Here is a 24,182-nt window from a genome sequence, read left to right on the forward strand (position 1 = left end):
TATATTTTCTGTATGTATCATTCTTTTATAAATGGTATCTTTGACTATGGTTCCTATAGATGCTTTATTATCAAAAGAAGTGAACGCTTTCATTGTTCAGCATAAACATGCTTCCGTAGCTGAATTAATGTTACGCATGCCTGTATTTACTGTAGACAGCAGATGGATTGCTGCACAGATTGAAGGCTGGCAAAAAGCATCTCAAAAGCTTCCTTTGTGGGCATCAACTGAAAACATTATCTATCCCATTCGCTTAAGCATGGAACAATGCTCCTCCGAGCGCACGGCACACTATAAATCAACGCTTATGAGCGGTGAAAGACTGGTAGATCTTACCGGTGGGTTCGGCGTAGATTCCTTTTATCTTTCAAAATCATTTAATGAAGTTATTTATATTGAACAACAGGAAGATCTGGCTGAAATAGCGGCACATAATTTTTCAACGCTAAATCAAAATAACATTGTTGTTAAAACTGCTGATTCGGATGAATATCTAAAAGATATTGCAGAAAAAATTGATGTAATCTTTTTAGATCCTGCACGCAGAAAGGAAATGCGGAAAGTTTATAAGCTGAGTGATTGCGAACCGAATGTTGTTGCCCTCCAGAGTTTTTATTTCAGCAAAGCAGATGTCATTTTAATAAAAACATCTCCAATGCTTGATATAACAGAAGCCACACGACAGCTCACAGGCATTAAGGAAATTCACGTAGTGAGTGTAGATAATGAATGTAAAGAAGTTTTATACCTGCTTGAGAAAAATTATTCCGGAAAAGCTACGTATATATGCGCACATGATTATAAAAAACAACTGCAGTTATTTTCATTTACGATTGCTGCCGAACAGGCTGTAACCCTGAGCTATTCTGCGCCGCTCGCGTATTTATATGAGCCCAATCCTTCTATCTTAAAGGCCGGCGGGTTTAACAGCATTACACAAAAATACGAAGTGTTTAAATTACATGCTTCGTCTCATTTGTATACATCAGCATCAGAGGTTTCTGATTTTCCAGGAAGAACGTTTAAGATTAAAGAAACCGTTGGTTATAGTAAGAAAGATATTCAAGCTGCAGTACCTGGCGGGAAAGCAAACATTCAAACCAGAAACTTCCCCGATTCGGTTGAAGCCATCAGAAAAAAAACAGGATTAAAAGATGGTGGTAACATTTTTATTTTTGCTACCACCCTTCATGATTTAAGTAAAGTATTATTGATTTGCGAAAAAATATAAGCACAACAATTTATTTATTTTTGATCAGGCCAAGTAAATACTGGCCATAGCCGCTTTTCATTAACGGCTTTGCCAATGCCTCCAATTGTTCTTTTGTTATAAACTTCATGGTATAAGCAATTTCTTCAATGCAGCCTACTTTTAAACCCTGGCGCTCTTCAATTACACGGACAAACTCACCAGCCTGCATTAAAGAAGCAAATGTACCCGTATCCAGCCAGGCTGTACCTCTGTTCAATACAGCAACTTTTAATTTATTTTTTTCTAAATAGATTTTATTTACATCCGTAATTTCAAGCTCACCTCTTGAACTTGGTTTTAAATTCTTAGCTATATCAATTACACTGTTGTCGTAGAAATATACACCTGGTACCGCATAATTAGATTTTGGTTTGATTGGTTTTTCTTCAATCGACAATGCATTCATATCATCATCAAAATCAACAACGCCGTAACGTTCCGGATCTGTAACGTGATAAGCAAATATCACTGCGCCATCCGGATCATTGTGTGAATGCAATAACCGGCCAAGGCCAGAGCCATAAAAAATATTATCTCCTAAGATTAATGCTACTTTATCGTTTCCGATAAATTGTTCTCCAATTACAAATGCCTGCGCGAGCCCATCCGGTGAGGGCTGTACAGCGTATTCAAATCTACAGCCCAGCGCACTCCCATCACCTAGCAACTTCTGAAAGTTCGGTAAATCCTGAGGGGTAGAAATAATTAATATTTCTCTTATTCCTGCCAGCATCAAACAGGATAATGGATAATAAATCATCGGCTTATCATAGATCGGCATCATCTGTTTGCTCATTGCCAATGTCAATGGATGCAAACGTGAACCTGTTCCTCCCGCCAATAAAATACCTTTCATAGCTATATAAAATATGTTAATTTATCTTTTAATGTATTGTGCTTCGTAATAAGATTCGTACGCACCGGAAGTAATTTCTTCCATCCACTTTTTGTTTGCTAAATACCAATCAATCGTTAAGCTCAAGCCTTGTTCAAACGTTACCGACGGTACCCAGCCTAATTCATCTTTAATTTTCGTTGCATCAATCGCATACCTGAAATCATGCCCGGCTCTATCGGTCACATACGAGATCAATTTTTCACTTGTACCTTCAGCTCTACCCAATTTTTGATCCATTTGCTTACATAATAACCGAATCAGATCAATATTTGTCCATTCATTATGGCCGCCGATATTATATGTTTCTCCCCGTTTACCTTTATGAAAAACAATATCAATAGCTCTTGCGTGATCAATTACAAACAACCAATCTCTGATATTTTCACCTTTGCCATATACAGGCAATGCTTTATTATTTTGAATATTATTGATAAATAAAGGAAGCAGTTTTTCAGGAAATTGATTTGGCCCGTAATTATTTGAACAGTTTGTAAGTACAACTGGCAACTTATACGTATTACTATAGGCACGTACAAAATGGTCTGAAGATGCCTTTGATGCTGAATAAGGAGATTGCGGATCATATGATGTTGTTTCTAAAAAGAAACTATCATCGTGTAACGAGCCATACACCTCATCTGTAGAGACGTGATAAAAAAGTTTACCTTCGTAGTTTGAACCTTTCCAGGCATCTTTTGCTGCATTCAGTAAATTTACTGTACCAATAACATTGGTTACAACAAATTCCATTGGAGCTACTATTGAACGGTCAACATGCGATTCGGCTGCCAAATGAATAACGCCATCAAAATTATATTTTTTAAAAAGTGTCTGAATGTAATTTGCATCAGAAATATCTCCTTTTTCAAAAACATAATTGGGAGCTTTTTCTATATCCGTTAAATTTGCGAGATTCCCTGCATATGTAAGTTTATCTAAATTCACTATTAGATAATCCGGATATGAATTAACAAACAAGCGTACTACGTGAGACCCAATAAATCCGGCGCCACCCGTAATTAATATCGTTTTATTAGTATTCATTTTTATAATGTCCAATAGGAATTTCTATGATTTTGTTTTCTGTATAGTCCTTTAATATCTACAAAAATACCTTTTTCTGTTAACAGGTTTTCGAAGTACTCAATGTTCAGTTTTTGATATTCTTTATGAGATACGGCTAATATAACAACGTCATATGTACCCGTTATTTCTGTTGAAAAATCTAAATTATATTCATGTTTAAATTCCTGAAAAGATGCGTATGGATCTACAGCATCTACCTGCAGGCTATAAGATTGTAATTCCTTTATTAATTCTGCAACCTTAGAATTTCTTATGTCTTCAACATTCTCTTTAAACGTAACGCCTAACACCAATACCCGTCCTTTTGAAATATCTGTACCGGATTTGATTAAAGACTTAACGATTTTTTTTGCAATGTTCATCGGCATTTGATCATTGATCAATCTGCCGCTCAAAATAACGTTTGGGTTTAAGCCAAGCTTTCTGGCTTTATACGTTAAGTAATAGGGGTCAACACCAATACAATGTCCGCCTACAAGGCCCGGTGTAAAAGGCAGGAAATTCCATTTTGTACTGGCGGCCTCTAATACTTCAAGCGTATTGATGTTTAGTTTATCACAAATCACAGATAACTCATTCATGAGTGCAATGTTTACATCACGCTGTGTGTTTTCAATAATCTTTGCGGCTTCTGCTACTTTAATGGATGATGCTTTATGGATACCTGCATCAACTACAATCTCATAGGTTTGTGCAATGATGTCAAGACTTTCTGCATCACAGCCGGCAACTACTTTTGTAATTTTAGCAAGTGTATGTTCCTTGTCTCCCGGATTAATTCTTTCAGGCGAATAACCGACTTTAAAATCTTTGCCGCATACCAAACCGGAAAGTTCCTCCAGCAACGGAATACATTCTTCTTCTGTACATCCAGGATATACGGTAGATTCATACACAACATAATCACCTTGTTTTAATACTTTAGCAATTGTTCTGGTTGCAGAAACAAGTGGTGCAAGATCAGGATGATTAAACTCGTCAATAGGTGTTGGTACGGTAACAATATAAAAGGATGCCTTTTTTAAATCAGATAATTCAGCTGTAAAAAAAATATCGCTGTTTAAAAAATCACTTTCTCTAAGCTCGCCGCTTGGATCTATATTTTTTTTCATGATATCGATTCGTTTCGAATTGATATCAAAACCAATTACTTTAACTTTTTTTGCAAAAGCTAAAGCAATTGGTAAGCCTACATAACCCAAGCCTATAACAGCTAACGTTTGATTTTTTTGAATCAGTTGATTACTGAAAGTAGGCATGAGAAACGTTTAGTTCTTTTTAAATTCTTTTGGCAAGACATCCCAGTCTTCCTTAGGAAGTGATTTGAAATAGTCGTAGGTAATTTTCAAACCTTCTTCTCTGGAAACCTTAGGTTCCCAGCCTAATAGTTCTTTTGCTTTTGTGATATCCGGCTTACGCTGTTTGGGATCATCTGTAGGCAATGGTTTAAAAGTAATTTTTACATTTGAACCGGTAAGCTTAATGATTTCCTGTGCAAAATCGTTGATGGTGATCTCTACCGGATTCCCGATGTTTACCGGATACGCATAATCACTCATCAATAAGCGGTAAATACCTTCAACCAGATCACTCACATAACAGAATGAACGCGTCTGTGTACCATCACCAAAAGAAGTAAGATCTTCTCCTCTTAACGCCTGGCCAATGAATGCAGGCAATACACGTCCGTCATTGAGACGCATTCTCGGGCCATAGGTATTGAAGATACGTACAATACGTGTCTCTACCTGATGATACGTGTGGTAAGCCATCGTAATAGCTTCCTGAAAACGTTTTGCTTCATCGTATACACCACGCGGACCAATCGGGTTTACATTACCCCAGTAGTCTTCTGTCTGTGGGTGAACCAGCGGATCACCATATACTTCAGAAGTAGAAGCAATCAGCATACGTGCTTTTTTAGCACGCGCCAATCCCAGTAAATTATGTGTTCCCAAAGAACCAACTTTCAAGGTCTGGATCGGAATCTTTAAATAGTCAATCGGACTTGCCGGTGATGCAAAATGAAGGATATAATCTAAATCACCTGCAACATGCACAAACTTGGAAACGTCGTGATTATAAAATTCGAAATTTTCCAGCGGAAATAAATGTTCAATATTTTTAAGATTTCCTGTAATAAGGTTATCCATCCCGATTACATGATAGCCTTCTTTAATAAAACGGTCACATAAGTGTGATCCTAAAAAACCGGCCGCTCCGGTGATAAGTACTCTTTTTTTAGCCATTAGTATTTGTGTATTTTGAATGATAAAGTACTAATTATGAAATTCCAAATAACAAAAAACAAATTCCAAACCTACTTAAAGTATATTCCAAATAACAAATTCCAAAACAGAAACAACTATTCGTTGTAGCTTACCTAATGAATTAGACATTTTTTCCGTTTGAAATTTGTTATTTGTATTTTGGAATTTATTCTGAAATGTTAATTGTTTTATTCTGCTTTTAGTCCGATGCAGTAGTAATCAAATCCCAGTGTTTTCATTTCTTTGGGATCATAAATATTTCTTCCGTCGAAAATTGCCTTACCCTTCATTTTGCTTTTTACCACGTCAAAATCCGGAGAACGGAATTCAGACCATTCGGTAACGATCAGTAATCCATCAATACCCTCCAATACTTCCAGCGGATCCTGTGCATAGGTGATGGTGTCTTTTAATGTATGAGATGCTTCATGCATGGCAACCGGGTCATATGCAATAACGCTTGCGCCTGCTTTTAATAACTCCGGAATGATTACCAATGATGGCGCCTCACGCATATCATCTGTCTTTGGTTTGAAAGATAAACCCCAAACGCCGAATTTCTTTCCTTTCAGATCGTTGTTGAAATACTTGTTTACTTTTTTAACAAGTACGTATTTCTGATCGTCATTTACATCTTCAACAGCGCTTAACACGCGCATGTCGTACCCGTTTTGTTTCGCTGTCTTGATCAGTGCTTTCACATCTTTTGGAAAACAGGAACCGCCATAACCTACACCCGGATAAATGAATTTATTTCCGATACGTGCATCCGAACCGATTCCTTTGCGAACCAGATTAACATCTGCACCTACGATCTCACATAAGTTTGCAATGTCGTTCATAAAGCTGATCTTAGTTGCAAGCATAGAGTTTGCCGCATACTTAGTCATTTCAGCTGAAGGAATATCCATGAAGAAAATCGGGTGACCGTTTAACAGGAACGGCTTGTATAATTTGCGCATGGTTTCTTCTGCCTGAGGAGCATCTATACCAACCACAATACGGTCAGGTTTCATGAAGTCATCAATAGCGGCACCTTCTTTTAAGAATTCGGGGTTGGAAGATACATATGCCGTTAAGGAAGCATTACGTTTTCCCAGTTCTTCCTGAAGTGCTTTTTTAACTTTTAAGGAAGTACCTACCGGAACCGTACTTTTTGTAACAACAACAATATCATTTTTCATAGATTGTCCGATTGCAGTTGCAACAGCCAATACATATTTCAGATCCGCGCTTCCATCCTCTCCGGGAGGGGTACCAACAGCAATAAAGGCTACTTCTGCATCAACAATGCTTTGAGATAAATCTGTAGAAAACTTCAAACGCCCCTTTTTAACGTTGCGTTCTACCATTTCTTCCAGGCCTGGCTCGTATATCGGTAAAATCCCGTTTTTAAGATTGTCTATTTTTTTCTGATCGATATCTACACATACAACTTCGATACCTACTTCTGCAAAACACGTTCCCGTTACTAAACCAACGTATCCCGTTCCTACTATTACTATTTTCATTGTTTTAAAAAAAAGATTTACTGGCAAGATATAAAATATAGAGGTATATTCCTTTGTTAACACATCAAAAAAACAACTATTATTCGTTTTTCAACGTATTCCATTATAATGCTACTTAACCGTAAATTATTATGGATACTCCAAAACAGTTAAAAGTCTTTGTTCTTGAAGACAACATTAACAACATTCGTACAATCACAAACGAACTTCGTGAAAAGAATTATAATTTACATTTTTTTTCAAAGGATAACAGCGTATTTGACTTATTGAGATTTCAGCCCGATATTCTTATTCATGATTATTTTGCAAACAAAGTAACCCTTTGTCATGAATGGGATATGGCTTACTAATATATTTATGCTTCAATCTTTGCTACTATGAATTTAGAACCTACTGAAAACCAACGGCTCATTGCTTCAATGGCCAAGGATGTTGCAGAAAAATACATTCGGCCCAATATTATGAAATGGGATGAAGTACAGGAATTTCCTGTAGATCTGTTTCACAAAATGGGTGAGTTCGGTCTGTTAGGTGTTTTAGTACCGGAGCAGTATGGCGGTGCAGGAATGGGATATTTCGAATATATAACTGCATTAGAGGAAATATCAAAAGTGTGTGGTTCGATAGGTTTATCAATGGCTGCGCACAATTCACTATGTACCGGACATATTCTGGCGTTTGGTAATGAAGAACAAAAAGCTAAATATCTTCCGCTCCTGGCTACCGGCAAATGGATTGGAGCCTGGGCCTTAACAGAAGCAAATACAGGATCAGATTCCGGAAATATGAAAACGGTTGCCAGGCAAGACGGTGATTATTGGATTCTGAATGGCAGCAAAAACTTTATAACGCACGCTAAATCCTCTAATGTAGTAGTTGTGCTGGCACGTCATGCAGATAGTGAAGACAAGAAATTCTCTTCGGCCTTTATTATTGAAAAAGGTACGGAAGGCCTTACACATGGCCGTAAAGAAAATAAAATGGGTATGCGGGCTTCCGAAACCTGCGAGTTATTGCTAGATAATGTTCGCGTGCATAAAAGTCAGCTTCTGGGAAATATCGGAGACGGCTTCAAGCAAGCGATGAAAGTTTTGGATGGAGGCAGGATTTCAATTGCTGCGTTAAGTTTAGGTATCGCCCAGGGGGCATATGAAGCAGCACTTCAGTATTCAAAAGAGCGGCAGCAGTTTAACCAGCCAATCGGTAATTTTCAAGGTATCTCCTTCAAACTGGTAGATATGGCTACAGAAATTGAAGCTGCCCGCTTATTAACATATAAAGCGGCAGATATGAAAATGAAGGGACAACCCATGACACGTGAAGCAGCAATGGCAAAATTATATGCCTCAGAAGTATCCGTACGTGTTGCAAATGAAGCCGTTCAAATTTTTGGGGGGTATGGGTATACAAAAGATTACCCGGTAGAGAAATTTTACAGAGACGCAAAACTCTGCACAATTGGGGAGGGAACTTCTGAAATACAGAAAATTGTGATTGCCAAGTCCTTACAAAAATAAAATTATTCACATTCTGCATTGCTTATTTAATAATGAATGTGTAAATTTGCAGTCCTTATTAAATAAAAGAATTGTTATGATCGTAATCAACATCAAAGAAAACGAGCCAATAGATAAAGCGTTAAAGCGTTTCAAAAAGAAATTTGAAAAAACAGGTGTTTTAAAGGCACTTCGTGCTCGTTCTTACTACGAGAAAAAATCAGTACGTTTAAGAAAAGAAGTAATTCGTGCTTCTTACCGTCTTAAATTACAGGAAGCTGCTTCAAACGACTAATTTCGTTTATTAAAATATTTTATCTATATTGTTTTACTGGGATATTACTTCCGGTAAAACAATATGGTAAATGAATTTTTAACATATTTATCTTTCGAAAAGAGGTATTCCAAACATACCACGGTCTCTTACAAAAACGACCTTTCGAATCTCTCTGATTATCTTCTTATTACATACGAACTTTCTACTCCTGAGCATGCTAATTATCCCATGCTTCGCAGTTGGATTGTTACACTTGTGGATCAGGAACTTGAACCTAAATCTATAAACAGGAAAATTGCCTGTCTTAGATCTTATTATCATTTTTTACAGAAAAAAGAATTCATCACAAAAGACCCTACCTTAAAAATACGCGCACTTAAAGTTAAAAAATCATTGCCTGTTTTTGTAGCAGAAGAAAATATTACTGACCTGTTAGATAAATTTGAATTTGCAGATTCGTTTGAAGGCCTGCGTGATAAACTTGTGCTCGAATTGTTGTATGGCACTGGTATCCGGCTCTCTGAACTTATTGGTTTAAAAAATGCAGATGTCAATATGTTTCAAAAGACAATTAAAGTATTGGGTAAAGGAAATAAAGAACGAATCATTCCTATTCACGATACATTTATAACACTGGCAAAAGCATATACTATAAAAAAGAAATCCGAATCATTTAGTAACAATACCGAATTTTTTGTCGTTACTAATAACGGGGAGCAAGTATATCCAATGTTCATTTATAGATTAGTGCGCATGTATCTGGACCAGGTAACAACCGTAGATAAAAGAAGCCCACATGTCTTGCGTCACACATTTGCTACTCACCTTTTAAACAAGGGAGCAGATTTAAATGCAATCAAAGATTTGTTAGGCCATACAAGTCTTGCGGCTACGCAGGTTTACACGCATAATAGCATTGATAAATTAAAAGCAATATTTGATCAAGCCCACCCTAAATCTTAGTATTAACCATTTAAACTTTTAGAATTATGAAACTGCAGGTACAATCCATCCATTTTGATGCTGATGTGAAATTATTAGATTTCCTTCAAAAAAAATTAGACAAACTAGAGACATTCAATGATTCGATTATTGATGGAGAAGTATTCTTAAAACTCGACACCAACGATTCTAAAGGAAATAAGGTCGTAAATATAAAATTGAATCTGCCCGGTAATTCAATTGTTGTGAAAGAACAACGCAGTACATTCGAAGAGGCGATTGATGTTTCGTATGATATACTGAAAAACCAGCTCTCTAAACTAAAAGAAAAATCGCTTAGTCATTAAATAAAAAAACCTTCCCCGTTAGGAAGGTTTTTTTATTTAATGTGTTTGTATTATTTAATACCAAACGCTTTTCTTACTTTATCTACATAGTCTAATTTTTCCCATGTAAACAATTCGACTTTTTTCTTAATTATTTTTCCATCATTGCTCTTGAATGATTTTGTTACCGTCTCCGGTTTACGTCCCATGTGGCCATATGCAGCTGTTTCGCTGTAAATCGGGTTGCGAAGCTGCAGACGTTGTTCGATAGCGTAAGGGCGCATATCAAACAGTTTCTCAACGATCTTAGCAATCTCACCATCGTTCTTTTTAACCTTAGCTGTACCATATGTATTTACATAAATACCCATTGGTTTAGCAACACCGATTGCGTAAGATACCTGTACCAATACTTCGTCACACAAACCCGCTGCAACTAAATTTTTAGCAATGTGTCTTGTAGCATACGCTGCAGAACGGTCAACTTTTGATGGATCTTTACCTGAAAAAGCGCCACCACCATGTGCACCTTTACCACCGTATGTATCTACAATAATCTTTCTGCCAGTTAAACCTGTGTCGCCGTGCGGACCACCGATTACAAATTTACCTGTAGGATTGATATGATATTTGATTTTTGTTTTTCCATCAAAGAATTTTTTATACTTCGGATATTTAGAAACGATGCGCGGAATAAGAATTGAAACAATATCTTTTTCGATTTTCTTATGCATTTTTTCTTCTGTATCGAAATCATCATGCTGTGTAGAAAGTACGATTGCATCAATACGAACCGGGCGGTTGTTATCATCATACTCAAGTGTTACCTGAGATTTTGCATCCGGACGAAGGTATTTGATTTGCTTGCCTTCACGACGAAGTGCCGCAAGTTCGATTAATAGTTTATGTGCAAGATCAAGTGCCAATGGCATATAATCATTTGTTTCGTTAGTTGCATAACCAAACATCATACCCTGATCACCTGCGCCTTGTTCTTCTTTTTTCTTACGGTCAACACCCTGATTGATATCTGCAGATTGCTCATGAATAGCAGAGAAGATACCGCAGGAGTTTGCTTCAAACATATACTCGGATTTTGTGTATCCGATTTTACGGATTACTTCACGTGCAATTTCCTGCACATCCAAATATGCCTTTGATTTAACTTCACCAGCCAATACAACCTGACCTGTAGTTACTAATGTTTCACAAGCTACTTTTGCATTGGGATCAAATGCTAAAAAGTGATCAATAAGAGCATCTGATATTTGATCTGCTACTTTATCCGGGTGACCTTCAGAAACAGATTCTGATGTAAATAAATAAGGCATATATTATATGTATTTTTTGATTCTTTTGTATTTGTACAATTGCTCAAAAATACGGTAAAAGTTTATATTTCAGAAATATTTTTTTACACTGCCAAAAAGCCGAACATGGTTGGCCGCTTTCCCAATTCAATCTCTCCTTTTTTCCATAGAAAAACAGGCTTTGTGATTATCTGTTCCGTACCACCGGTCAGGTCCGCAGAGATTGTGAGCAGGGTACTTTTATCGCATACATCAATTAAATCATCCAGCATTTTATCATTCCGGTAAGGGGTTTCAATGAAAAGCTGTGTCTGCTTTGCTGCTTTGCTTATCCGTTCCAGTTCTTTGATTCTTTTTTTACGTTCCTGTCTGTCAATCGGCAGATAACCGTTGAAAGCAAATGATTGTCCGTTAAGGCCGGATGCCATGATTGCCAGCAATATGGATGAAGGCCCGGGAAGTGGTACTACTTTTATTCCATTCTTATGCGCCCAAGCTACCAGTAAAGAGCCAGGGTCGGCAATGCCAGGGCAGCCTGCATCGCTGATAATACCTACTTCTGCAGGTTCTGCAATCTGACTGATCTGTTCTTTCAGCTGCTGATCGGTTGTAGCCTTTGTTAATTCATATAATGTATATTCTTCAACAGAAACTTTACCCCGTAGTAACTTGCCTATAAAGCGCCTGGTTGTGCGCGCATCTTCACAAAAAATAATGCGTACAGATAATAATTTTTCTTTAACAATTTCAGGAATGTATGCTTCTGCTGTACCATCAGCCAATTCGTTTGGAATAAGATATACCGTTTTGATTTTTGAATGCATGACTGAGATATGGCTTTAAATAACGGAAGGATACAACAAAACAGATTTAGTTTTCAATAAAATTTTCTATCAGTTGTATTACTTCTTTTGGTTTTTCTGCATGCACAAAATGGCTTGCACCCTGTACTGTTTCTAACGTATACTGTGTGAAATGTTTTTCTATCACAGCCTTGTCTTTATCTTCAATGTAACCGCTTTCACTTCCTCTTATGAAAAGCGTAGGCGTATCAATATGTGCCTCCTCAGGTAAAGGTTCTCCTATATTATCAATTTGTTCTTCAATAACCGGCAGATTGATGCGCCACTGAAACTTCCCTTCACTGGATCGATACAGGCTTTTCAATAAAAACATCCGAACCCCTATATCGCCTACAAAATTGCTTAAGATCGCATCTGCTTCGTTTCTTGTTTGAAGTGTTTCAAGATTAATAGCATTCAATCCGGCTAAAATATCCTGATGATGTCTTCCATAAAAACGGGGAGAAATATCTACAACAATCAGTTTTTCTGCAACGCCTTTATATTCTGCTGCGAACCGCATAATCGTTTTACCACCCATAGAATGTCCGATCAGCACTGGTTTTTCAATGTTATGATCGTCCAGAAATTGTTTCAGGTCTGCCGCCATCGCCTGGTAGGTATGCACATTCTCATGCGGAGACTGACCGTGGTTTCTGGCATCCAGTACATATACGTTATATTTCAATGCAAGCTCTTTTGTAACCGTCATCCAGTTATCGGATGAGCCAAACAATCCGTGAAGAATTACTAATGGCTTGCCTTCTCCGGTTTCTCTGTAAAATAATTTCATTTCTTTACTTTTTTAATTCACGAAGATATAACTGTATCGTGTTTTCCAATCCATAGTATAGTGCGTCACAGATTAATGCATGCCCGATGGATACTTCATCTAAGAAAGGGATATTCTTTTTTAGATAATTTAGATTAAACAGATCCAGATCATGCCCTGCATTTATTCCCAATCCCAGTGATTTAGCCGCTGCAGCCGCTTCTATGTATTCTTTTATAGCTGCTTCTTTATTTGAATGAAACGAAGTGGCGTACGGTTCTGTATATAATTCAACACGGTCTGCTCCTGCCTTCGCGGCTCCTTCAACCATTGCCGTTACAGGATCTACAAATACAGAAACACGGATGCCGGCTTTTTTAAAATTGCTGATGATTTCAGTAAGAAACGATTGGTGTGTAATAGTATCCCAGCCGGCATTTGATGTAATCGCATTAACTGCATCCGGAACAAGTGTTACCTGATCCGGTTTTATATTTTCCACCAGCGCAATAAATTCTCCTTCCGGATTTCCTTCAATGTTGAATTCTGTTGTTACAATTTTTTTCAGATCATATGCATCCTGATAGCGGATATGACGCTCATCAGGTCTTGGATGAATAGTTATGCCTTCTGCGCCAAACCGTTCGCAATCCAGTGCTACTTTCAACAGATCCGGATTATTTCCGCCTCTGGCATTACGTATCGTAGCTATTTTATTAATATTTACACTTAATCGGGTCATGTGCTTGTAGTCTGTGCTTCTATTTATATTTTTGTCTTACCAACATACAAAAGTACAAAAGACCTATGAGTTTAAAAGCAACAATTGAATCAGAAATTAAAAAAGCCATGCTTGCACGTAATGCAGATGATTTAAGAGGATTAAGAGCTCTCAAGTCGATGATATTATTGGCTGAAACCGAAAAAGGTGCTACAGGCGGGGATTTAACTACTGAACAGGAATCTAAAATATTAACGAAAGCATATAAACAGCGGAAAGAATCTGCTGAAATTTTCGCTCAACAAGGTAGAAAAGACTTAGAGGAAAAAGAATTACAGGAAATTGCTGTTATCGAACGTTTCCTTCCCAAACAATTATCTGCAGAAGAAGTTGAATCGGTTGTAAAAGAAATTGCTGCTAAAGTTGGTGCCAAAGGCCCTGCAGACATGGGTAAAGTGATGGGTGTTGCGTCAAAAGAATTAGCCGGTAAAGCAGAAGGTAAGGCTGTTTCAGAAGCAGTAAAAAAAGTATTGGCAACATTAGCATAATACGATATTGGAAATAATTGATATTATCTTAATTCTGATTTTGGGCTATGGGGGCTACAAAGGTTATCAGACAGGTTTATTAATTCAGATTATTACATTTGTTGCTTTTGTTATTGCCATAATCGCTGCGTTTAATTTATGCCAGCAAGGCATCCTGAAACTGAAAGAGTGGTTTGATTTAGAAGAAAGTATATTACCGGTTGTAAGCTTTATCGCCATCTTTCTTGTTGTACTTATTTTAATTATTCTTCTTGGAAAATTCCTAACAACAGTGTTACATCAAACTCTGTTTGGAAGCCTGGACCAATATGCCGGTGCATTGGTCGGAATTCTGAAAGCAGCATTCGGGCTTGGCTGTTTGTTGTGGCTGCTTGATAAATCCGGATTAAAAATTCCTGCAGAATACATTGATGAATCATTTGTATATACTTGGCTCACAGAATATTCGCCAAGTGTTATAAAACTTTTAGGTAAAATAATTCCGTTGCAGGATATTATGGAAAAAGTAAAAGAATTAATTGATTAAAAAATATCCGCATCCGCATATTGTACCGCTTATTGAATATGGTATATTGAGAACTTTGTTTTAGATTGCACGTTAGTACTGGTACAATGCGTTTTGGTTGATTTATGGAGTTGATTATTAAAAAAGAAGGTGACTTCAAGTTTGTTGAAGAAGGTGAAGGTGAAGTACTTCTTCTTCTGCACGGACTATTTGGTGCACTAAGCAATTGGGAAAAACTGGTTACCTATTTCAGTAAAAATTACCGGGTTATTATTCCTATGTTGCCCATTTATGAAATGCCTATTAAATCAGCAGGTCTGGAGGGTTTGGTTTCTTTTGTAGAAAAATTCGTTGAATTTAAAAAGTTAACGGATTTGAATCTGATTGGAAATTCACTTGGCGGCCATGTGGGTTTGTTGTATGCCTTGAAAAACCAATCGAAAATAAAAAGTCTGACCCTAACAGGCAGTTCTGGTTTATTTGAAAACGGAATGGGCGGATCATTTCCAAAACGCGGAAATTATTCTTACATTAAAGAACGTGTTGAGTATACCTTCTTTTATCCGGAAACGGCAACAAAAGAACTGGTTGATGAAGTATATCAGATATGCAGCGATATCCCCAAATGCATGCGTATTATTGCTATTGCTAAATCGGCTCAAAGACATAATATTGCCAGTGATCTGCATAAAATCAATAAACCTACGTTATTGATCTGGGGCTTGAATGATACCATTACCCCAGCTCTTGTAGCGCATGAATTTAATTTACTGATTAAAAATTCTGAACTCTATTACATCGATAAATGCGGCCATGCCCCGATGATGGAGCAACCTGAAAAATTTAATTCTATCTTTGAACGTTTTATAACCAAACACGCTACTGCCAATGTTAGCTGAAGAACTTATCAATCAAATGATACCCCCGCTAAAGTTGAATGACTCAAGTCAGACGGCTTTAAACTGGATGGAGGTATTTCATTTAACACAGCTTGCTGTGGTTGATGAGCTTATGTATAAAGGGATCATTGATGAAGATTCTATTTTAGAAAAAAACAATCCAAATTTACCCATATCTGATTATCGTTTAAGTTATCCGGATATTGCTATTAAAGCCGGTGCACATTATTACGATGTAATCAATCTTGCTACGCAAAATCACTTGGAACTTATACCCGTTCTTGGCAATACCAATGAATACCTTGGTGTTATTTCTGTGAATGAAACATCTGCAGCCATTGCACAAATGTTTGCAAGCCAGGGTCCGGGAGGTATTCTGGTATTGGCAATGAAAGAGATTGACTATTCACTTGCCCAGATCTCCAGATTAATTGAGGCAAATGACACGAAAATTTTAAGCGTTTTTGTTACGAATGATTCAAAAGAATCTGACTATTTAAAAGTAACCTTAAAGCTGAACAGAATAGATTTAACCCGGGTTATTGCTACACTTGAACGTTATGACTACCGCATCATTGCTCAATTTCAGGAAACAGACGTTGAAAATACAGATAAAGATCGCCTAGATATGTTGTTCAAATATCTAAACATATAATGCTGTTTTTATGATTTTTGCATTGCATGGCAGACCATTCAAAGAGGATAACATCCCTTATGTACAGCACTTGTTGTATTATCTTCAGAAAAAAGAAATACAGTTTCTGATCAATGAATCGTTTGTTGATTATTTGGTTCAATGCAACATTCTTCTGCCTTCTTTCTTTACTACATTTACAAACAAAACAGACCTGGGCAAACCAGACCTGATGCTCAGCATAGGCGGTGACGGAACGCTATTGGAATCGGCAACCTTTATCGGTGATCAGAATATTCCATTGGTTGGTATCAATACTGGGCGCCTGGGTTTTCTGGCAACAACACCACGTGAAGAACTGGAAGGCTCCGTAGATGAATTAATCTCCGGCTCCTATAAGCTTTCTGAAAGAACATTGATCAAACTCATTTCTGATGAGAAACTTTTCGGCGATTTAAATTTTGCCATGAATGAATTTGCCTTAACAAAAAGAGATTCTTCTTCTATGATCACGGTGCATACCTACATTGATGGTGAGTTTCTCAATTCGTACTGGGCGGATGGTTTATTAGTATCTACCCCAACAGGTTCTACGGGTTACTCATTAAGTTGCGGAGGGCCTTTAGTGCATCCCAAAACAGAGAATTTCATTATAACACCAATAAGTCCCCATAACCTGAATGTACGGCCAATGATTGTGCCCGACAGTTGTCATATTTCTTTCGAAATTGAAGGCCGAAACCAAAATTTCCTTATTTCGTTAGATTCAAGAGCTGAAATTGTTTCTTCCAATATTAAATTATCCGTAAAAAAAGAGGACTTTAAGATTCAACTAGTAGAATTAAAAAACTATAACTATTACAAAACACTTCGAAGCAAACTAAATTGGGGATTGGATGCTCGAAATTAATGCCTATTTGGAATAATAGTCTTATATTGAGCATCTTTTGACAAAAAGTATGGCTGACCGTTTGTTCATAGTTCTATAAATTTAAATATGAAGCAATTTAAATTACTATTCTTCGTTATTTTTTTAGTGGGTATTAATGCTCATGCGCAGCAAGGCTTTAAAAAATACAGATATTACAGTATTGGCGGCTGTCTTAATGCCATGAATTATGTGGGGGAATTAGATCCGGGGCCGAGCTTTATAAGCCCGAGTATTAAATTCACACGGTATAATTTTGGCGTTACGGGTTTATACAGATGGAAGCCACGTGTTTCTTTAAGAGGAACATTCTCCTACGGCAGAATTAAAGGAGATGATTCAGAAAGTGCAGATTACACCAACAAAAACGTTTATCGTTTATACCGCAATCTTTCTTTCAGAAATCAGATATATGAATTCAAGTTTGACGTTGTAATTGATCTGTTTGAAAATTCAAGAAGATATACCAAACGACCTGACTATACGCCTTATATGTTTGTTGGTCTTGCGTATTTTCACCACAACCCTCAAGGCCAGACGCCCGATGGAGACTGGGTTAATCTGAAAGACTTACATACAGAAGGCCAGGGCTTACCCGGCGGACCAAAAAATTATTCCAGAAACCAGATTGCCTTACCTATTGGCGTTGGCTTTAGATATAAATTGGCAAAACAATGGGATTTGGCCTTTGATGTTGGCTGGAGATTTACATTAACCGATTATCTGGATGATGTTGCCGGCGTTTATTACGACAAGCAGGCGCTTACCGATGCCTACGGCGATCAAAGCAGAATTATGTCGGACAGATCGTATGAGGCATATTCATCCAATGCTGAATTAGCAGCCAGTGCCGATAACCACTATTCGCCTACACTTACAGGCTATAACGGACATCCGATGAATCAAAATGACGGATGGACAGGTATCAGTACGTACGGCCAGCAAGGCGGCCAGCGCGGAGATTTAAAAGGCAGAAGAGACGTATATATAATTACAGGCTTTCACTTAACATATATCTTTCCAGGGAAAGTGGTTTGTCCAAAATTTAGATAAAAATGATATCGAATTTCTTTAAAAAGATAGATAGAGTAATTCTTTCTATCTTTTTTATTTATGCTTCATTAAGCGTACAGGCTCAAAAAAATGAAATTGGCATTGGGTTAGGAGTAGCAAATTACACGGGCGAAATTGTTCAGCATATTGATGTTACCAACTTTAAACCAGCTGGTCAATTTTATTATAGATTAAACTTTAACAGAGTAGCAGCGCTGAAGTTTTCTACCAGTATCGGGATGCTTGGTGCATCTGACAGTAAATACAACAATGCTATGGCAGATTATAGAAAGGCAAGCTTTTCTACCATCTATAATGATGTTACTGCCATGTTTGAGTATAATTTTTTAGATTTCTCTTATACTGAAAAAAGCAACGGCAAGCATTTCTCTCCGTATATCTCAGCAGGTTTGGGTATTTTAAATTATAAAAGTACCATATCTGATCCGGATTATAAAGTAAATACAATTGCCCAACCGATCATTCCTTTTGGTGGCGGGTTCAAATACAGAACCAATGCGCATCTTACCATAAATTTCCAATTTACTATAAATAAAACCTTTACGGACGCAATTGACGGCATTTACGACCCGGCCGGCTCCACAAAATCAATAACCAACTCCCATAGCACAGACTGGTATTATTATTCCGGAATAACTGTGGGGTATATTTTCTGGAAAGTAATATGTCCACAGTAAGAGGATTTTAAAAAGGGTATTTTTATTTGTACATTTACCCTTCATTAGAATTCATGGAATACCAATCACAAATAGATTCATCGAAATTGCCTGAACACATTGCCATTATTATGGATGGTAATGGACGCTGGGCAAAGAAACAAGGATTACTTAATCGTATTTTTGGTCACAAAAGTGCTATCACTTCTGTTAGAGAAGCGACAGAAACATGTGCCCAATTAGGTGTTAAGTATCTAACGTTGTATGCTTTTTCAACGGAAAATTGGAATCGTCCGAAAGAGGAAGTAAATGCGCTGATGGAACTCTTAGTATCTACCATTAAAAGTGAAACACCAACACTTAATAAAAATAAGATTCGGTTAAATGCTATAGGTGATTTGGCTTCTTTACCCCTCTCCTGCCAAAAAGAATTATCCGAAACTATCGAACAAACGAAACACAATACCGGCGTTGTATTAACGTTAGCATTGAGCTATAGCGGCAGATGGGAAATTCTTGAAGCAATAAAGAAATTAACTGCATCTGTAAAAGATCAATCGTTTGATATTAATTCTTTGAACGAAAATACATTCAGACAATTCCTTTCTGATAAAACGTTACCCGATCCGGAGCTGCTGATACGCACGAGTGGAGAATTCAGAGTGAGCAATTTCCTGTTGTGGCAGATTGCTTATACTGAGATTCATATTACGGATGTGCTTTGGCCGGATTTCAGAAAAAATGATTTATACAAAGCTATTGTAGACTTCCAGAAACGCGAACGTCGTTTTGGAAAAATTAGTGAACAATTGGACGGAGCAAAAGCTTAAATGAAAAAGATTCTATACCTCATTTTTTTATTACTCGTAATAACTTTTACAGCAAATAGCCAGTGGAGATATGGTGCTAAAAGAAACAACGTAGATATAAATTACGAGACCCCGCAAGACTTTTATATCGGAGGAATTTCAGTCTCCGGTGTTCAGTTTTTAGATCCTGAAGCAATTATTGCATTGACTGGTTTAAAAATCGGCGATAAGGTTACTATTCCCGGAGATGAAATTACAAATGCCATTAAAAAGCTGTGGGAACAAGGGCTGATCGGCGATGTAGAAGTTGTAGTAAAAAAAATTGAGGTTAAAAATATTTACCTTGAATTCATTATCAAAGAACGTCCCAGACTTACAAAGTTTATTTTTGACGGACCAACAAAATCAGAACGTGAAGATTTAGAAGACAAAATTGATTTGTCAAGAGGTAGAATTGTAAATGATGCCTTAATAAAGAATGCAAAAAATAAAATCCGTGAATTCTATTTAGAAAAAGGATACCTGAATGTAGCTGTTGATATCATACAGACAAAGGATACCATTTTAGAGAACAACGTTATTTTACGGGTTGTTGTTGACAAAAAACATAAGGTCAGGATCAAAAAAGTAATCATTACCGGTAATGAGTCGTTTGAGTCTGCAACTCTTCAATCCAAAATGAAGAAAACCAAAGGACAGAAATTAACCAATGTCTGGACGGGATCAAAAGTCATAAATAAAAACTATGTAGCTGACAAAGCAGCATTGATTGAATACTACAACTCTAAAGGTTATCGCGATGCACGCATTGTCAGTGATTCTATAATCCCTGTAAAAAACGATCACGTAAATATTACCATTCAGCTTGAAGAAGGTAATAAGTATTATTTCCGCAACATTACCTGGAAAGGGAATTATATTTATAGTACCGCACAGCTTCAGGAAATTTTAGCGATTAAAAAAGGTGATGTATACAACAATGATCTGTTACAGCGCAAGCTTAGCTTCAATCCTGCCGGGCCAGACATCAGTTCGCTTTATTTAGATAATGGATATTTATTCTTTAGCATAGACCCGGTTGAAATTTTAATTGAAGGCGACTCTATTGATATCGAAATGCGTATCTACGAAGGTGAGCAGGCAATCGTGAATCATATAGAAGTGGATGGTAATACAAAAACACACGATCATGTGATTCTTCGTGAAGTGAGAACGTACCCGGGTGATAAATTCAGCCGTGCCGATCTGATCCGTACACAAAGAGAATTGGGGGCATTAAATTATTTCGATAATGAGAAATTAGGTATGAACCCTGTTCCAAATCAGGCTACAGGTAAAGTTGATATTGGTTATACTGTAGTTGAAAAACCAAATGACCAGGTAGAATTATCCGGTGGTTGGGGTGGTTATTATGGATTTGTAGGAACGGTTGGTTTGGTATTCAACAATTTCTCTCTTAGAAATATCAAACATCCTAAGACCTGGAGCCCGCTACCTGCCGGTGATGGACAAAGACTTGCCTTTAGAGTGCAAGCCAATGGAAGAACATACCAGACCTATACAATTTCATTTACAGAACCTTGGTTAGGAGGTAAAAAACCAACGTCCTTATCTGTAAGTTTACAGCACTCTGTGCAGAGCCAGCTTATTTATAATGGTACAAGAAGTGTTAAATCAGGTTCTTTACAGGTAAGCGGATTAACGGTGAGTGTAGGTAAACGTTTGAAATGGCCGGATGATTTCTTTACAATCAACCATACGTTCTCTTTATTACGCTACACGCTTAATAATTATCAAAGCAGTTCTTCTACAGCAGTGATCGGTTATACAACTGGTTATTCCAATAACTTATCTTATAACTTAACGGTTTCAAGAAATAGCATTGATAATTTCCAGTTCCCGTCATCGGGTGCAAACATGGCATTCAGCATGACTTTCACGCCTCCGTATTCTTATTTCAACAAACTGAATTATGATGATCCGGACTTAGAAGCGTCTCAACGTTATAAGTGGTTAGAATATCAAAAATATGGTTTTGATGCTTCGTGGTTTACTACGTTATGGCAGCATAGAAAGAAATCAAAACATAAAATTGTATTCAACGCACGTTTCCATGGTGGTGTTATCGCAGCGTACCAGCCTGGCGTTGGTGTAGGTCCGTTCGAACGTTATATCATGGGTGGTGATGGTCTTTCCGGATACAACTTCTTATTGGGTTCAGACATCATTGGTTTAAGAGGTTATGGAAACAATACCATCAAGCCTACGCAATCAGGTGGTGTTGCTTTTGATAAATTTGTTGCTGAAGTGCGTTATCCGATCTCTAACAGTCCGTCTTTCTCTATTTTCGTATTAACCTTCTTTGAAGCAGGTAATGCATGGGGCGATATTCATGATGTAAATCCATTTAATGTATATCGTTCTGCAGGTGTGGGTGCTAGAATATTTATGCCGGCATTTGGTTTGATAGGTATTGACTGGGGTGTACCATTTGATCAGGTTCCTGGTTATCCAAATCCTACCTACAAACCGCACGTTACGTTCACAATTGGTCAACAAATCCGTTAGATATATGAAAAAGATATGTTTGGCATTATTCTTGACTTTAGCCTCGTTAATGGCCTGGTCACAAAAATTTGGCTACATCGATTCTGAATATATAATCAGCCAGATGCCCGAATATAAAAAAGCGCAGACGGAGTTAAATCAATTTTCGTTGAAATGGCAAAAAGAACTGGAAGAGAAACAGTCAAAAATTGACAAAATGAAAGAAGAATTCCAGGCAGAAGAAATATTACTTACCGATGATATGCGCAAAGAACGTTTAGATACGATTGCAGCACATGAGGGTAAATTAAGAGATCTTCAACGCAATTATTTCGGTTTTAAAGGTATGCTGTACCTGAAAAGACAGGAATTGGTAAAACCTGCTCAGGATAAATTATTTGCAGCAGTTGAAAAAGTAGCAAAAAAAGAAAAATATGCTATTATCTTTGATAAAGCAGGTGAGCTGGTAATGGTTTACACAGATCCTGCACACGATTGCTCCGATAAAGTACTTGAAGCTTTGGGACTAGGAGATAAAAATGATGTAGTCCCCACAAATAAATAAAACCCTTTACAACACATATTAATTTAATATTGAATTATGAAAAATGTATTCTCAAAAATTCTTGTAGCACTTTTTGCACTTTCGCTTACTTCACAGCTACAGGCCCAAACACAGAAAATCGGTACTGCTAACGTTGAATATATATTAAGCAATATGCCTGAAACAAAAAAAATCGAATCAGATCTGCAGGTATATGAAAAACAACTTAGAACTCAGTTAGAAAGCAAGGGTGCAGAATATCAACGTAAATTAGATGAATATCAAAAAGGTGTGCAGTCTGGTTTAATGCCTGCTGCTGTTATTGCAGACAAAGAAAAAGAACTAATGGGAATGCAGCAGTCTATCCAGGAGTTTGAAAGAACAGCTCAGGAAGATTTACAAAGCAAATCATTAAGCATGCTTGAACCGGTGCTTGAAAAAGTACAGACGTCTATTGATAAAGTTGCTGCTGCAAATGATTATACATACATCATCAGTACACACGTTGATTATGGTGGATCCGCAATCGTTCTTTATTCAAAAAATAAAGATGCAAACGATATTTCAAATTTAGTTTTAAAAGATATGGGTATCGTTGTGCCGGCATCTACAACAACACCTGCGAATACTACAACAACGCCGACAAACACTACAACACCAACAAATACTACGACACCTGCAAAAACAACAACACCTACTAAAAAATAAATAAAAAGGCTTCGGTTAGAGGCCTTTTACTTTACCCCCTAAATGTTTGTTTATGCATACTCTATTAAGAAACCTGCTACTGATTTTATCCATTGTTTTTTTAACAGCACAGCTTCAGGCTCAGGTTATCCCTCAGAAGATCGGTATTGTGGATGTTGAATACATCATTAACAAACATCCCGATACAAAAAAAATCGAAGCAGACCTTCAAGCATACGAAGACCAGCTTCGGAAGCAATTAGAAAGCAAGTACAACGAATATCAGGTTAAACTTGAAGATTATAAAAGAGGCGGAAGCGTATTACCACCCGCTGTAAAAGCAGACAAAGAAAAAGAATTGATGACAATGCAGCAATCTATCCAGCAGTTTGAAACAACCGCTCAGGAAGATCTGCAAAGCAAATCAATATCTATGCTTGATCCGCTACTCAATAAAATTCAATTATCTATTGACAAAGTTGCTGCTGCTAATAATTATACCTACATCATCAGTACGCATGTTGATTCAGGTGGTTCAGCAATTATCCTCTATGCTAAAAATAAAGCAGAGGACGATATCTCTAATCTGGTTTTAAAAGATATGGGAGTTGTTATTACTCCAACCACAACAACCCCTTCCAAATAAAT

General features: G+C 37.2%; 27 protein-coding genes. 18 read left to right on the top strand and 9 right to left on the bottom strand.

Annotated elements, in window-relative coordinates:
- The first annotated feature begins 46 nt into the window (after positions 1-46).
- Positions 47-1,231, top strand: a complete 1,185-nt coding sequence (locus tag CHU_RS16475) for a THUMP-like domain-containing protein (protein WP_041932462.1) — start codon at positions 47-49, stop codon at positions 1,229-1,231.
- A gap of 10 nt (positions 1,232-1,241) precedes the next feature.
- On the opposite strand, the gene rfbA is transcribed toward CHU_RS16475, so the two are convergent.
- The 5 genes from rfbA to CHU_RS16500 all read right to left on the bottom strand — a co-directional run bounded on the left by rfbA (position 1,242) and on the right by CHU_RS16500 (position 7,017).
- Entirely contained in the window at positions 1,242-2,108 is an 867-nt protein-coding gene (gene rfbA, locus CHU_RS16480; protein ID WP_011586734.1) for a glucose-1-phosphate thymidylyltransferase RfbA, read from the bottom strand.
- A 21-nt stretch (positions 2,109-2,129) separates the two neighbouring features.
- A complete protein-coding gene (gene rfbB / locus CHU_RS16485) occupies positions 2,130-3,194 on the bottom strand; it encodes a dTDP-glucose 4,6-dehydratase (RefSeq protein ID WP_011586735.1) in 1,065 nt (354 codons plus the stop codon).
- 2 nt (positions 3,195-3,196) lie between these two features.
- Complete coding sequence (locus tag CHU_RS16490; protein ID WP_011586736.1) at positions 3,197-4,495, bottom strand: nucleotide sugar dehydrogenase; 1,299 nt, start codon at positions 4,493-4,495, stop codon at positions 3,197-3,199.
- A gap of 9 nt (positions 4,496-4,504) precedes the next feature.
- The gene (locus CHU_RS16495; protein WP_011586737.1) at positions 4,505-5,485 is read right to left on the bottom strand and encodes a UDP-glucuronic acid decarboxylase family protein; all 981 of its coding nucleotides are present in this window, start codon (positions 5,483-5,485) and stop codon (positions 4,505-4,507) included.
- A gap of 209 nt (positions 5,486-5,694) precedes the next feature.
- Complete coding sequence (locus CHU_RS16500) at positions 5,695-7,017, bottom strand: UDP-glucose dehydrogenase family protein (protein WP_011584297.1); 1,323 nt, start codon at positions 7,015-7,017, stop codon at positions 5,695-5,697.
- A 131-nt stretch (positions 7,018-7,148) separates the two neighbouring features.
- On the opposite strand from CHU_RS16500, the gene CHU_RS16505 reads away from it, so the two are divergent.
- The 5 genes from CHU_RS16505 (at position 7,149) to hpf (ending at position 10,079) form a co-directional block, all read left to right on the top strand.
- Positions 7,149-7,367 carry a hypothetical protein gene (locus tag CHU_RS16505; protein ID WP_011586738.1) on the top strand — a complete coding sequence of 73 codons (219 nt, stop codon included), beginning with the start codon at positions 7,149-7,151 and terminating at the stop codon, positions 7,365-7,367.
- Between the two features lie 27 nt (positions 7,368-7,394).
- Positions 7,395-8,534, top strand: coding sequence for an acyl-CoA dehydrogenase family protein (locus tag CHU_RS16510; protein ID WP_041932463.1), 1,140 nt, complete (start codon positions 7,395-7,397; stop codon positions 8,532-8,534).
- 76 nt (positions 8,535-8,610) lie between these two features.
- Positions 8,611-8,808 (top strand): 30S ribosomal protein S21, encoded by a 198-nt coding sequence (gene rpsU, locus CHU_RS16515; RefSeq protein WP_011586740.1) that lies wholly within the window; start codon positions 8,611-8,613, stop codon positions 8,806-8,808.
- A gap of 63 nt (positions 8,809-8,871) precedes the next feature.
- Positions 8,872-9,753 (top strand): tyrosine-type recombinase/integrase, encoded by an 882-nt coding sequence (locus CHU_RS16520; RefSeq protein WP_011586741.1) that lies wholly within the window; start codon positions 8,872-8,874, stop codon positions 9,751-9,753.
- Positions 9,754-9,779: 26 nt separating this feature from the next.
- On the top strand, positions 9,780-10,079 hold the full coding sequence (hpf, locus tag CHU_RS16525) for a ribosome hibernation-promoting factor, HPF/YfiA family (protein ID WP_011586742.1): 300 nt from the start codon (positions 9,780-9,782) through the stop codon (positions 10,077-10,079).
- A gap of 50 nt (positions 10,080-10,129) precedes the next feature.
- Here hpf and metK read toward each other — a convergent pair whose 3' ends face one another.
- The 4 genes from metK to CHU_RS16545 form a co-directional block, all read right to left on the bottom strand.
- The gene (gene metK / locus CHU_RS16530; RefSeq protein WP_011586743.1) at positions 10,130-11,389 is read right to left on the bottom strand and encodes a methionine adenosyltransferase; all 1,260 of its coding nucleotides are present in this window, start codon (positions 11,387-11,389) and stop codon (positions 10,130-10,132) included.
- Positions 11,390-11,472: 83 nt separating this feature from the next.
- Positions 11,473-12,192: an SAM-dependent methyltransferase gene (locus CHU_RS16535; protein ID WP_011586744.1), complete on the bottom strand. Its 720-nt coding sequence runs from the start codon at positions 12,190-12,192 to the stop codon at positions 11,473-11,475.
- Positions 12,193-12,238: 46 nt separating this feature from the next.
- Positions 12,239-13,003, bottom strand: a complete 765-nt coding sequence (locus tag CHU_RS16540) for an alpha/beta fold hydrolase (protein ID WP_041932464.1) — start codon at positions 13,001-13,003, stop codon at positions 12,239-12,241.
- A 4-nt stretch (positions 13,004-13,007) separates the two neighbouring features.
- The gene (locus tag CHU_RS16545; RefSeq protein ID WP_011586746.1) at positions 13,008-13,724 is read right to left on the bottom strand and encodes a pyridoxine 5'-phosphate synthase; all 717 of its coding nucleotides are present in this window, start codon (positions 13,722-13,724) and stop codon (positions 13,008-13,010) included.
- 65 nt (positions 13,725-13,789) lie between these two features.
- Here CHU_RS16545 and CHU_RS16550 point away from each other — a divergent pair, with 65 nt between their 5' ends.
- From CHU_RS16550 to CHU_RS16605, 12 genes are all read left to right on the top strand, one after another.
- Positions 13,790-14,251: a GatB/YqeY domain-containing protein gene (locus tag CHU_RS16550; protein ID WP_011586747.1), complete on the top strand. Its 462-nt coding sequence runs from the start codon at positions 13,790-13,792 to the stop codon at positions 14,249-14,251.
- Positions 14,252-14,258: 7 nt separating this feature from the next.
- Positions 14,259-14,777 (top strand): CvpA family protein, encoded by a 519-nt coding sequence (locus CHU_RS16555; RefSeq protein ID WP_011586748.1) that lies wholly within the window; start codon positions 14,259-14,261, stop codon positions 14,775-14,777.
- Between the two features lie 104 nt (positions 14,778-14,881).
- A complete protein-coding gene (locus tag CHU_RS16560; protein WP_011586749.1) occupies positions 14,882-15,655 on the top strand; it encodes an alpha/beta fold hydrolase in 774 nt (257 codons plus the stop codon).
- A complete protein-coding gene (locus CHU_RS16565; RefSeq protein ID WP_011586750.1) occupies positions 15,645-16,310 on the top strand; it encodes a CBS domain-containing protein in 666 nt (221 codons plus the stop codon). Before CHU_RS16560 ends, CHU_RS16565 begins: the two co-directional genes overlap by 11 nt.
- A 10-nt stretch (positions 16,311-16,320) precedes the next feature.
- Positions 16,321-17,199, top strand: a complete 879-nt coding sequence (locus CHU_RS16570) for an NAD kinase (protein WP_011586751.1) — start codon at positions 16,321-16,323, stop codon at positions 17,197-17,199.
- A gap of 87 nt (positions 17,200-17,286) precedes the next feature.
- Complete coding sequence (locus CHU_RS16575; protein WP_011586752.1) at positions 17,287-18,270, top strand: DUF6089 family protein; 984 nt, start codon at positions 17,287-17,289, stop codon at positions 18,268-18,270.
- Positions 18,271-18,272: 2 nt separating this feature from the next.
- Positions 18,273-18,968, top strand: a complete 696-nt coding sequence (locus CHU_RS16580; RefSeq protein ID WP_011586753.1) for a DUF6089 family protein — start codon at positions 18,273-18,275, stop codon at positions 18,966-18,968.
- 53 nt (positions 18,969-19,021) lie between these two features.
- The gene (locus CHU_RS16585) at positions 19,022-19,777 is read left to right on the top strand and encodes an isoprenyl transferase (RefSeq protein WP_041932465.1); all 756 of its coding nucleotides are present in this window, start codon (positions 19,022-19,024) and stop codon (positions 19,775-19,777) included.
- Positions 19,778-22,324, top strand: a complete 2,547-nt coding sequence (bamA, locus tag CHU_RS16590; protein ID WP_011586755.1) for an outer membrane protein assembly factor BamA — start codon at positions 19,778-19,780, stop codon at positions 22,322-22,324.
- Positions 22,325-22,328: 4 nt separating this feature from the next.
- The gene (locus tag CHU_RS16595; RefSeq protein WP_041932466.1) at positions 22,329-22,868 is read left to right on the top strand and encodes an OmpH family outer membrane protein; all 540 of its coding nucleotides are present in this window, start codon (positions 22,329-22,331) and stop codon (positions 22,866-22,868) included.
- Between the two features lie 36 nt (positions 22,869-22,904).
- Entirely contained in the window at positions 22,905-23,555 is a 651-nt protein-coding gene (locus tag CHU_RS16600; protein ID WP_011586757.1) for an OmpH family outer membrane protein, read from the top strand.
- Positions 23,556-23,607: 52 nt separating this feature from the next.
- On the top strand, positions 23,608-24,180 hold the full coding sequence (locus tag CHU_RS16605) for an OmpH family outer membrane protein (RefSeq protein WP_011586758.1): 573 nt from the start codon (positions 23,608-23,610) through the stop codon (positions 24,178-24,180).
- The last annotated feature ends 2 nt before the right edge of the window (positions 24,181-24,182 follow it).

It is taken from the genome of Cytophaga hutchinsonii ATCC 33406 (assembly GCF_000014145.1).
Lineage (GTDB): Bacteria > Bacteroidota > Bacteroidia > Cytophagales > Cytophagaceae > Cytophaga > Cytophaga hutchinsonii.

Bases quoted from the DNA above. Each gene is read 5' to 3' on its own strand.
- bamA (WP_011586755.1), top strand. From the start codon at position 19,778: ATGAAAAAGATTCTATACCTCATTTTTTTATTACTCGTAATAACTTTT.
- CHU_RS16550 (WP_011586747.1), top strand. From the start codon at position 13,790: ATGAGTTTAAAAGCAACAATTGAATCAGAAATTAAAAAAGCCATGCTT.
- rfbB (WP_011586735.1), bottom strand. From the start codon at position 3,194: ATGAATACTAATAAAACGATATTAATTACGGGTGGCGCCGGATTTATT.
- metK (WP_011586743.1), bottom strand. From the start codon at position 11,389: ATGCCTTATTTATTTACATCAGAATCTGTTTCTGAAGGTCACCCGGAT.
- CHU_RS16595 (WP_041932466.1), top strand. From the start codon at position 22,329: ATGAAAAAGATATGTTTGGCATTATTCTTGACTTTAGCCTCGTTAATG.
- CHU_RS16500 (WP_011584297.1), bottom strand. From the start codon at position 7,017: ATGAAAATAGTAATAGTAGGAACGGGATACGTTGGTTTAGTAACGGGA.
- CHU_RS16475 (WP_041932462.1), top strand. From the start codon at position 47: ATGGTTCCTATAGATGCTTTATTATCAAAAGAAGTGAACGCTTTCATT.
- CHU_RS16490 (WP_011586736.1), bottom strand. From the start codon at position 4,495: ATGCCTACTTTCAGTAATCAACTGATTCAAAAAAATCAAACGTTAGCT.
- CHU_RS16605 (WP_011586758.1), top strand. From the start codon at position 23,608: ATGCATACTCTATTAAGAAACCTGCTACTGATTTTATCCATTGTTTTT.
- hpf (WP_011586742.1), top strand. From the start codon at position 9,780: ATGAAACTGCAGGTACAATCCATCCATTTTGATGCTGATGTGAAATTA.
- CHU_RS16535 (WP_011586744.1), bottom strand. From the start codon at position 12,192: ATGCATTCAAAAATCAAAACGGTATATCTTATTCCAAACGAATTGGCT.
- rfbA (WP_011586734.1), bottom strand. From the start codon at position 2,108: ATGAAAGGTATTTTATTGGCGGGAGGAACAGGTTCACGTTTGCATCCA.
- CHU_RS16510 (WP_041932463.1), top strand. From the start codon at position 7,395: ATGAATTTAGAACCTACTGAAAACCAACGGCTCATTGCTTCAATGGCC.
- CHU_RS16520 (WP_011586741.1), top strand. From the start codon at position 8,872: ATGGTAAATGAATTTTTAACATATTTATCTTTCGAAAAGAGGTATTCC.
- CHU_RS16575 (WP_011586752.1), top strand. From the start codon at position 17,287: ATGAAGCAATTTAAATTACTATTCTTCGTTATTTTTTTAGTGGGTATT.
- CHU_RS16540 (WP_041932464.1), bottom strand. From the start codon at position 13,003: ATGAAATTATTTTACAGAGAAACCGGAGAAGGCAAGCCATTAGTAATT.
- CHU_RS16600 (WP_011586757.1), top strand. From the start codon at position 22,905: ATGAAAAATGTATTCTCAAAAATTCTTGTAGCACTTTTTGCACTTTCG.
- CHU_RS16495 (WP_011586737.1), bottom strand. From the start codon at position 5,485: ATGGCTAAAAAAAGAGTACTTATCACCGGAGCGGCCGGTTTTTTAGGA.
- CHU_RS16560 (WP_011586749.1), top strand. From the start codon at position 14,882: ATGGAGTTGATTATTAAAAAAGAAGGTGACTTCAAGTTTGTTGAAGAA.
- rpsU (WP_011586740.1), top strand. From the start codon at position 8,611: ATGATCGTAATCAACATCAAAGAAAACGAGCCAATAGATAAAGCGTTA.
- CHU_RS16585 (WP_041932465.1), top strand. From the start codon at position 19,022: ATGGAATACCAATCACAAATAGATTCATCGAAATTGCCTGAACACATT.
- CHU_RS16580 (WP_011586753.1), top strand. From the start codon at position 18,273: ATGATATCGAATTTCTTTAAAAAGATAGATAGAGTAATTCTTTCTATC.
- CHU_RS16565 (WP_011586750.1), top strand. From the start codon at position 15,645: ATGTTAGCTGAAGAACTTATCAATCAAATGATACCCCCGCTAAAGTTG.
- CHU_RS16570 (WP_011586751.1), top strand. From the start codon at position 16,321: ATGATTTTTGCATTGCATGGCAGACCATTCAAAGAGGATAACATCCCT.
- CHU_RS16545 (WP_011586746.1), bottom strand. From the start codon at position 13,724: ATGACCCGATTAAGTGTAAATATTAATAAAATAGCTACGATACGTAAT.
- CHU_RS16505 (WP_011586738.1), top strand. From the start codon at position 7,149: ATGGATACTCCAAAACAGTTAAAAGTCTTTGTTCTTGAAGACAACATT.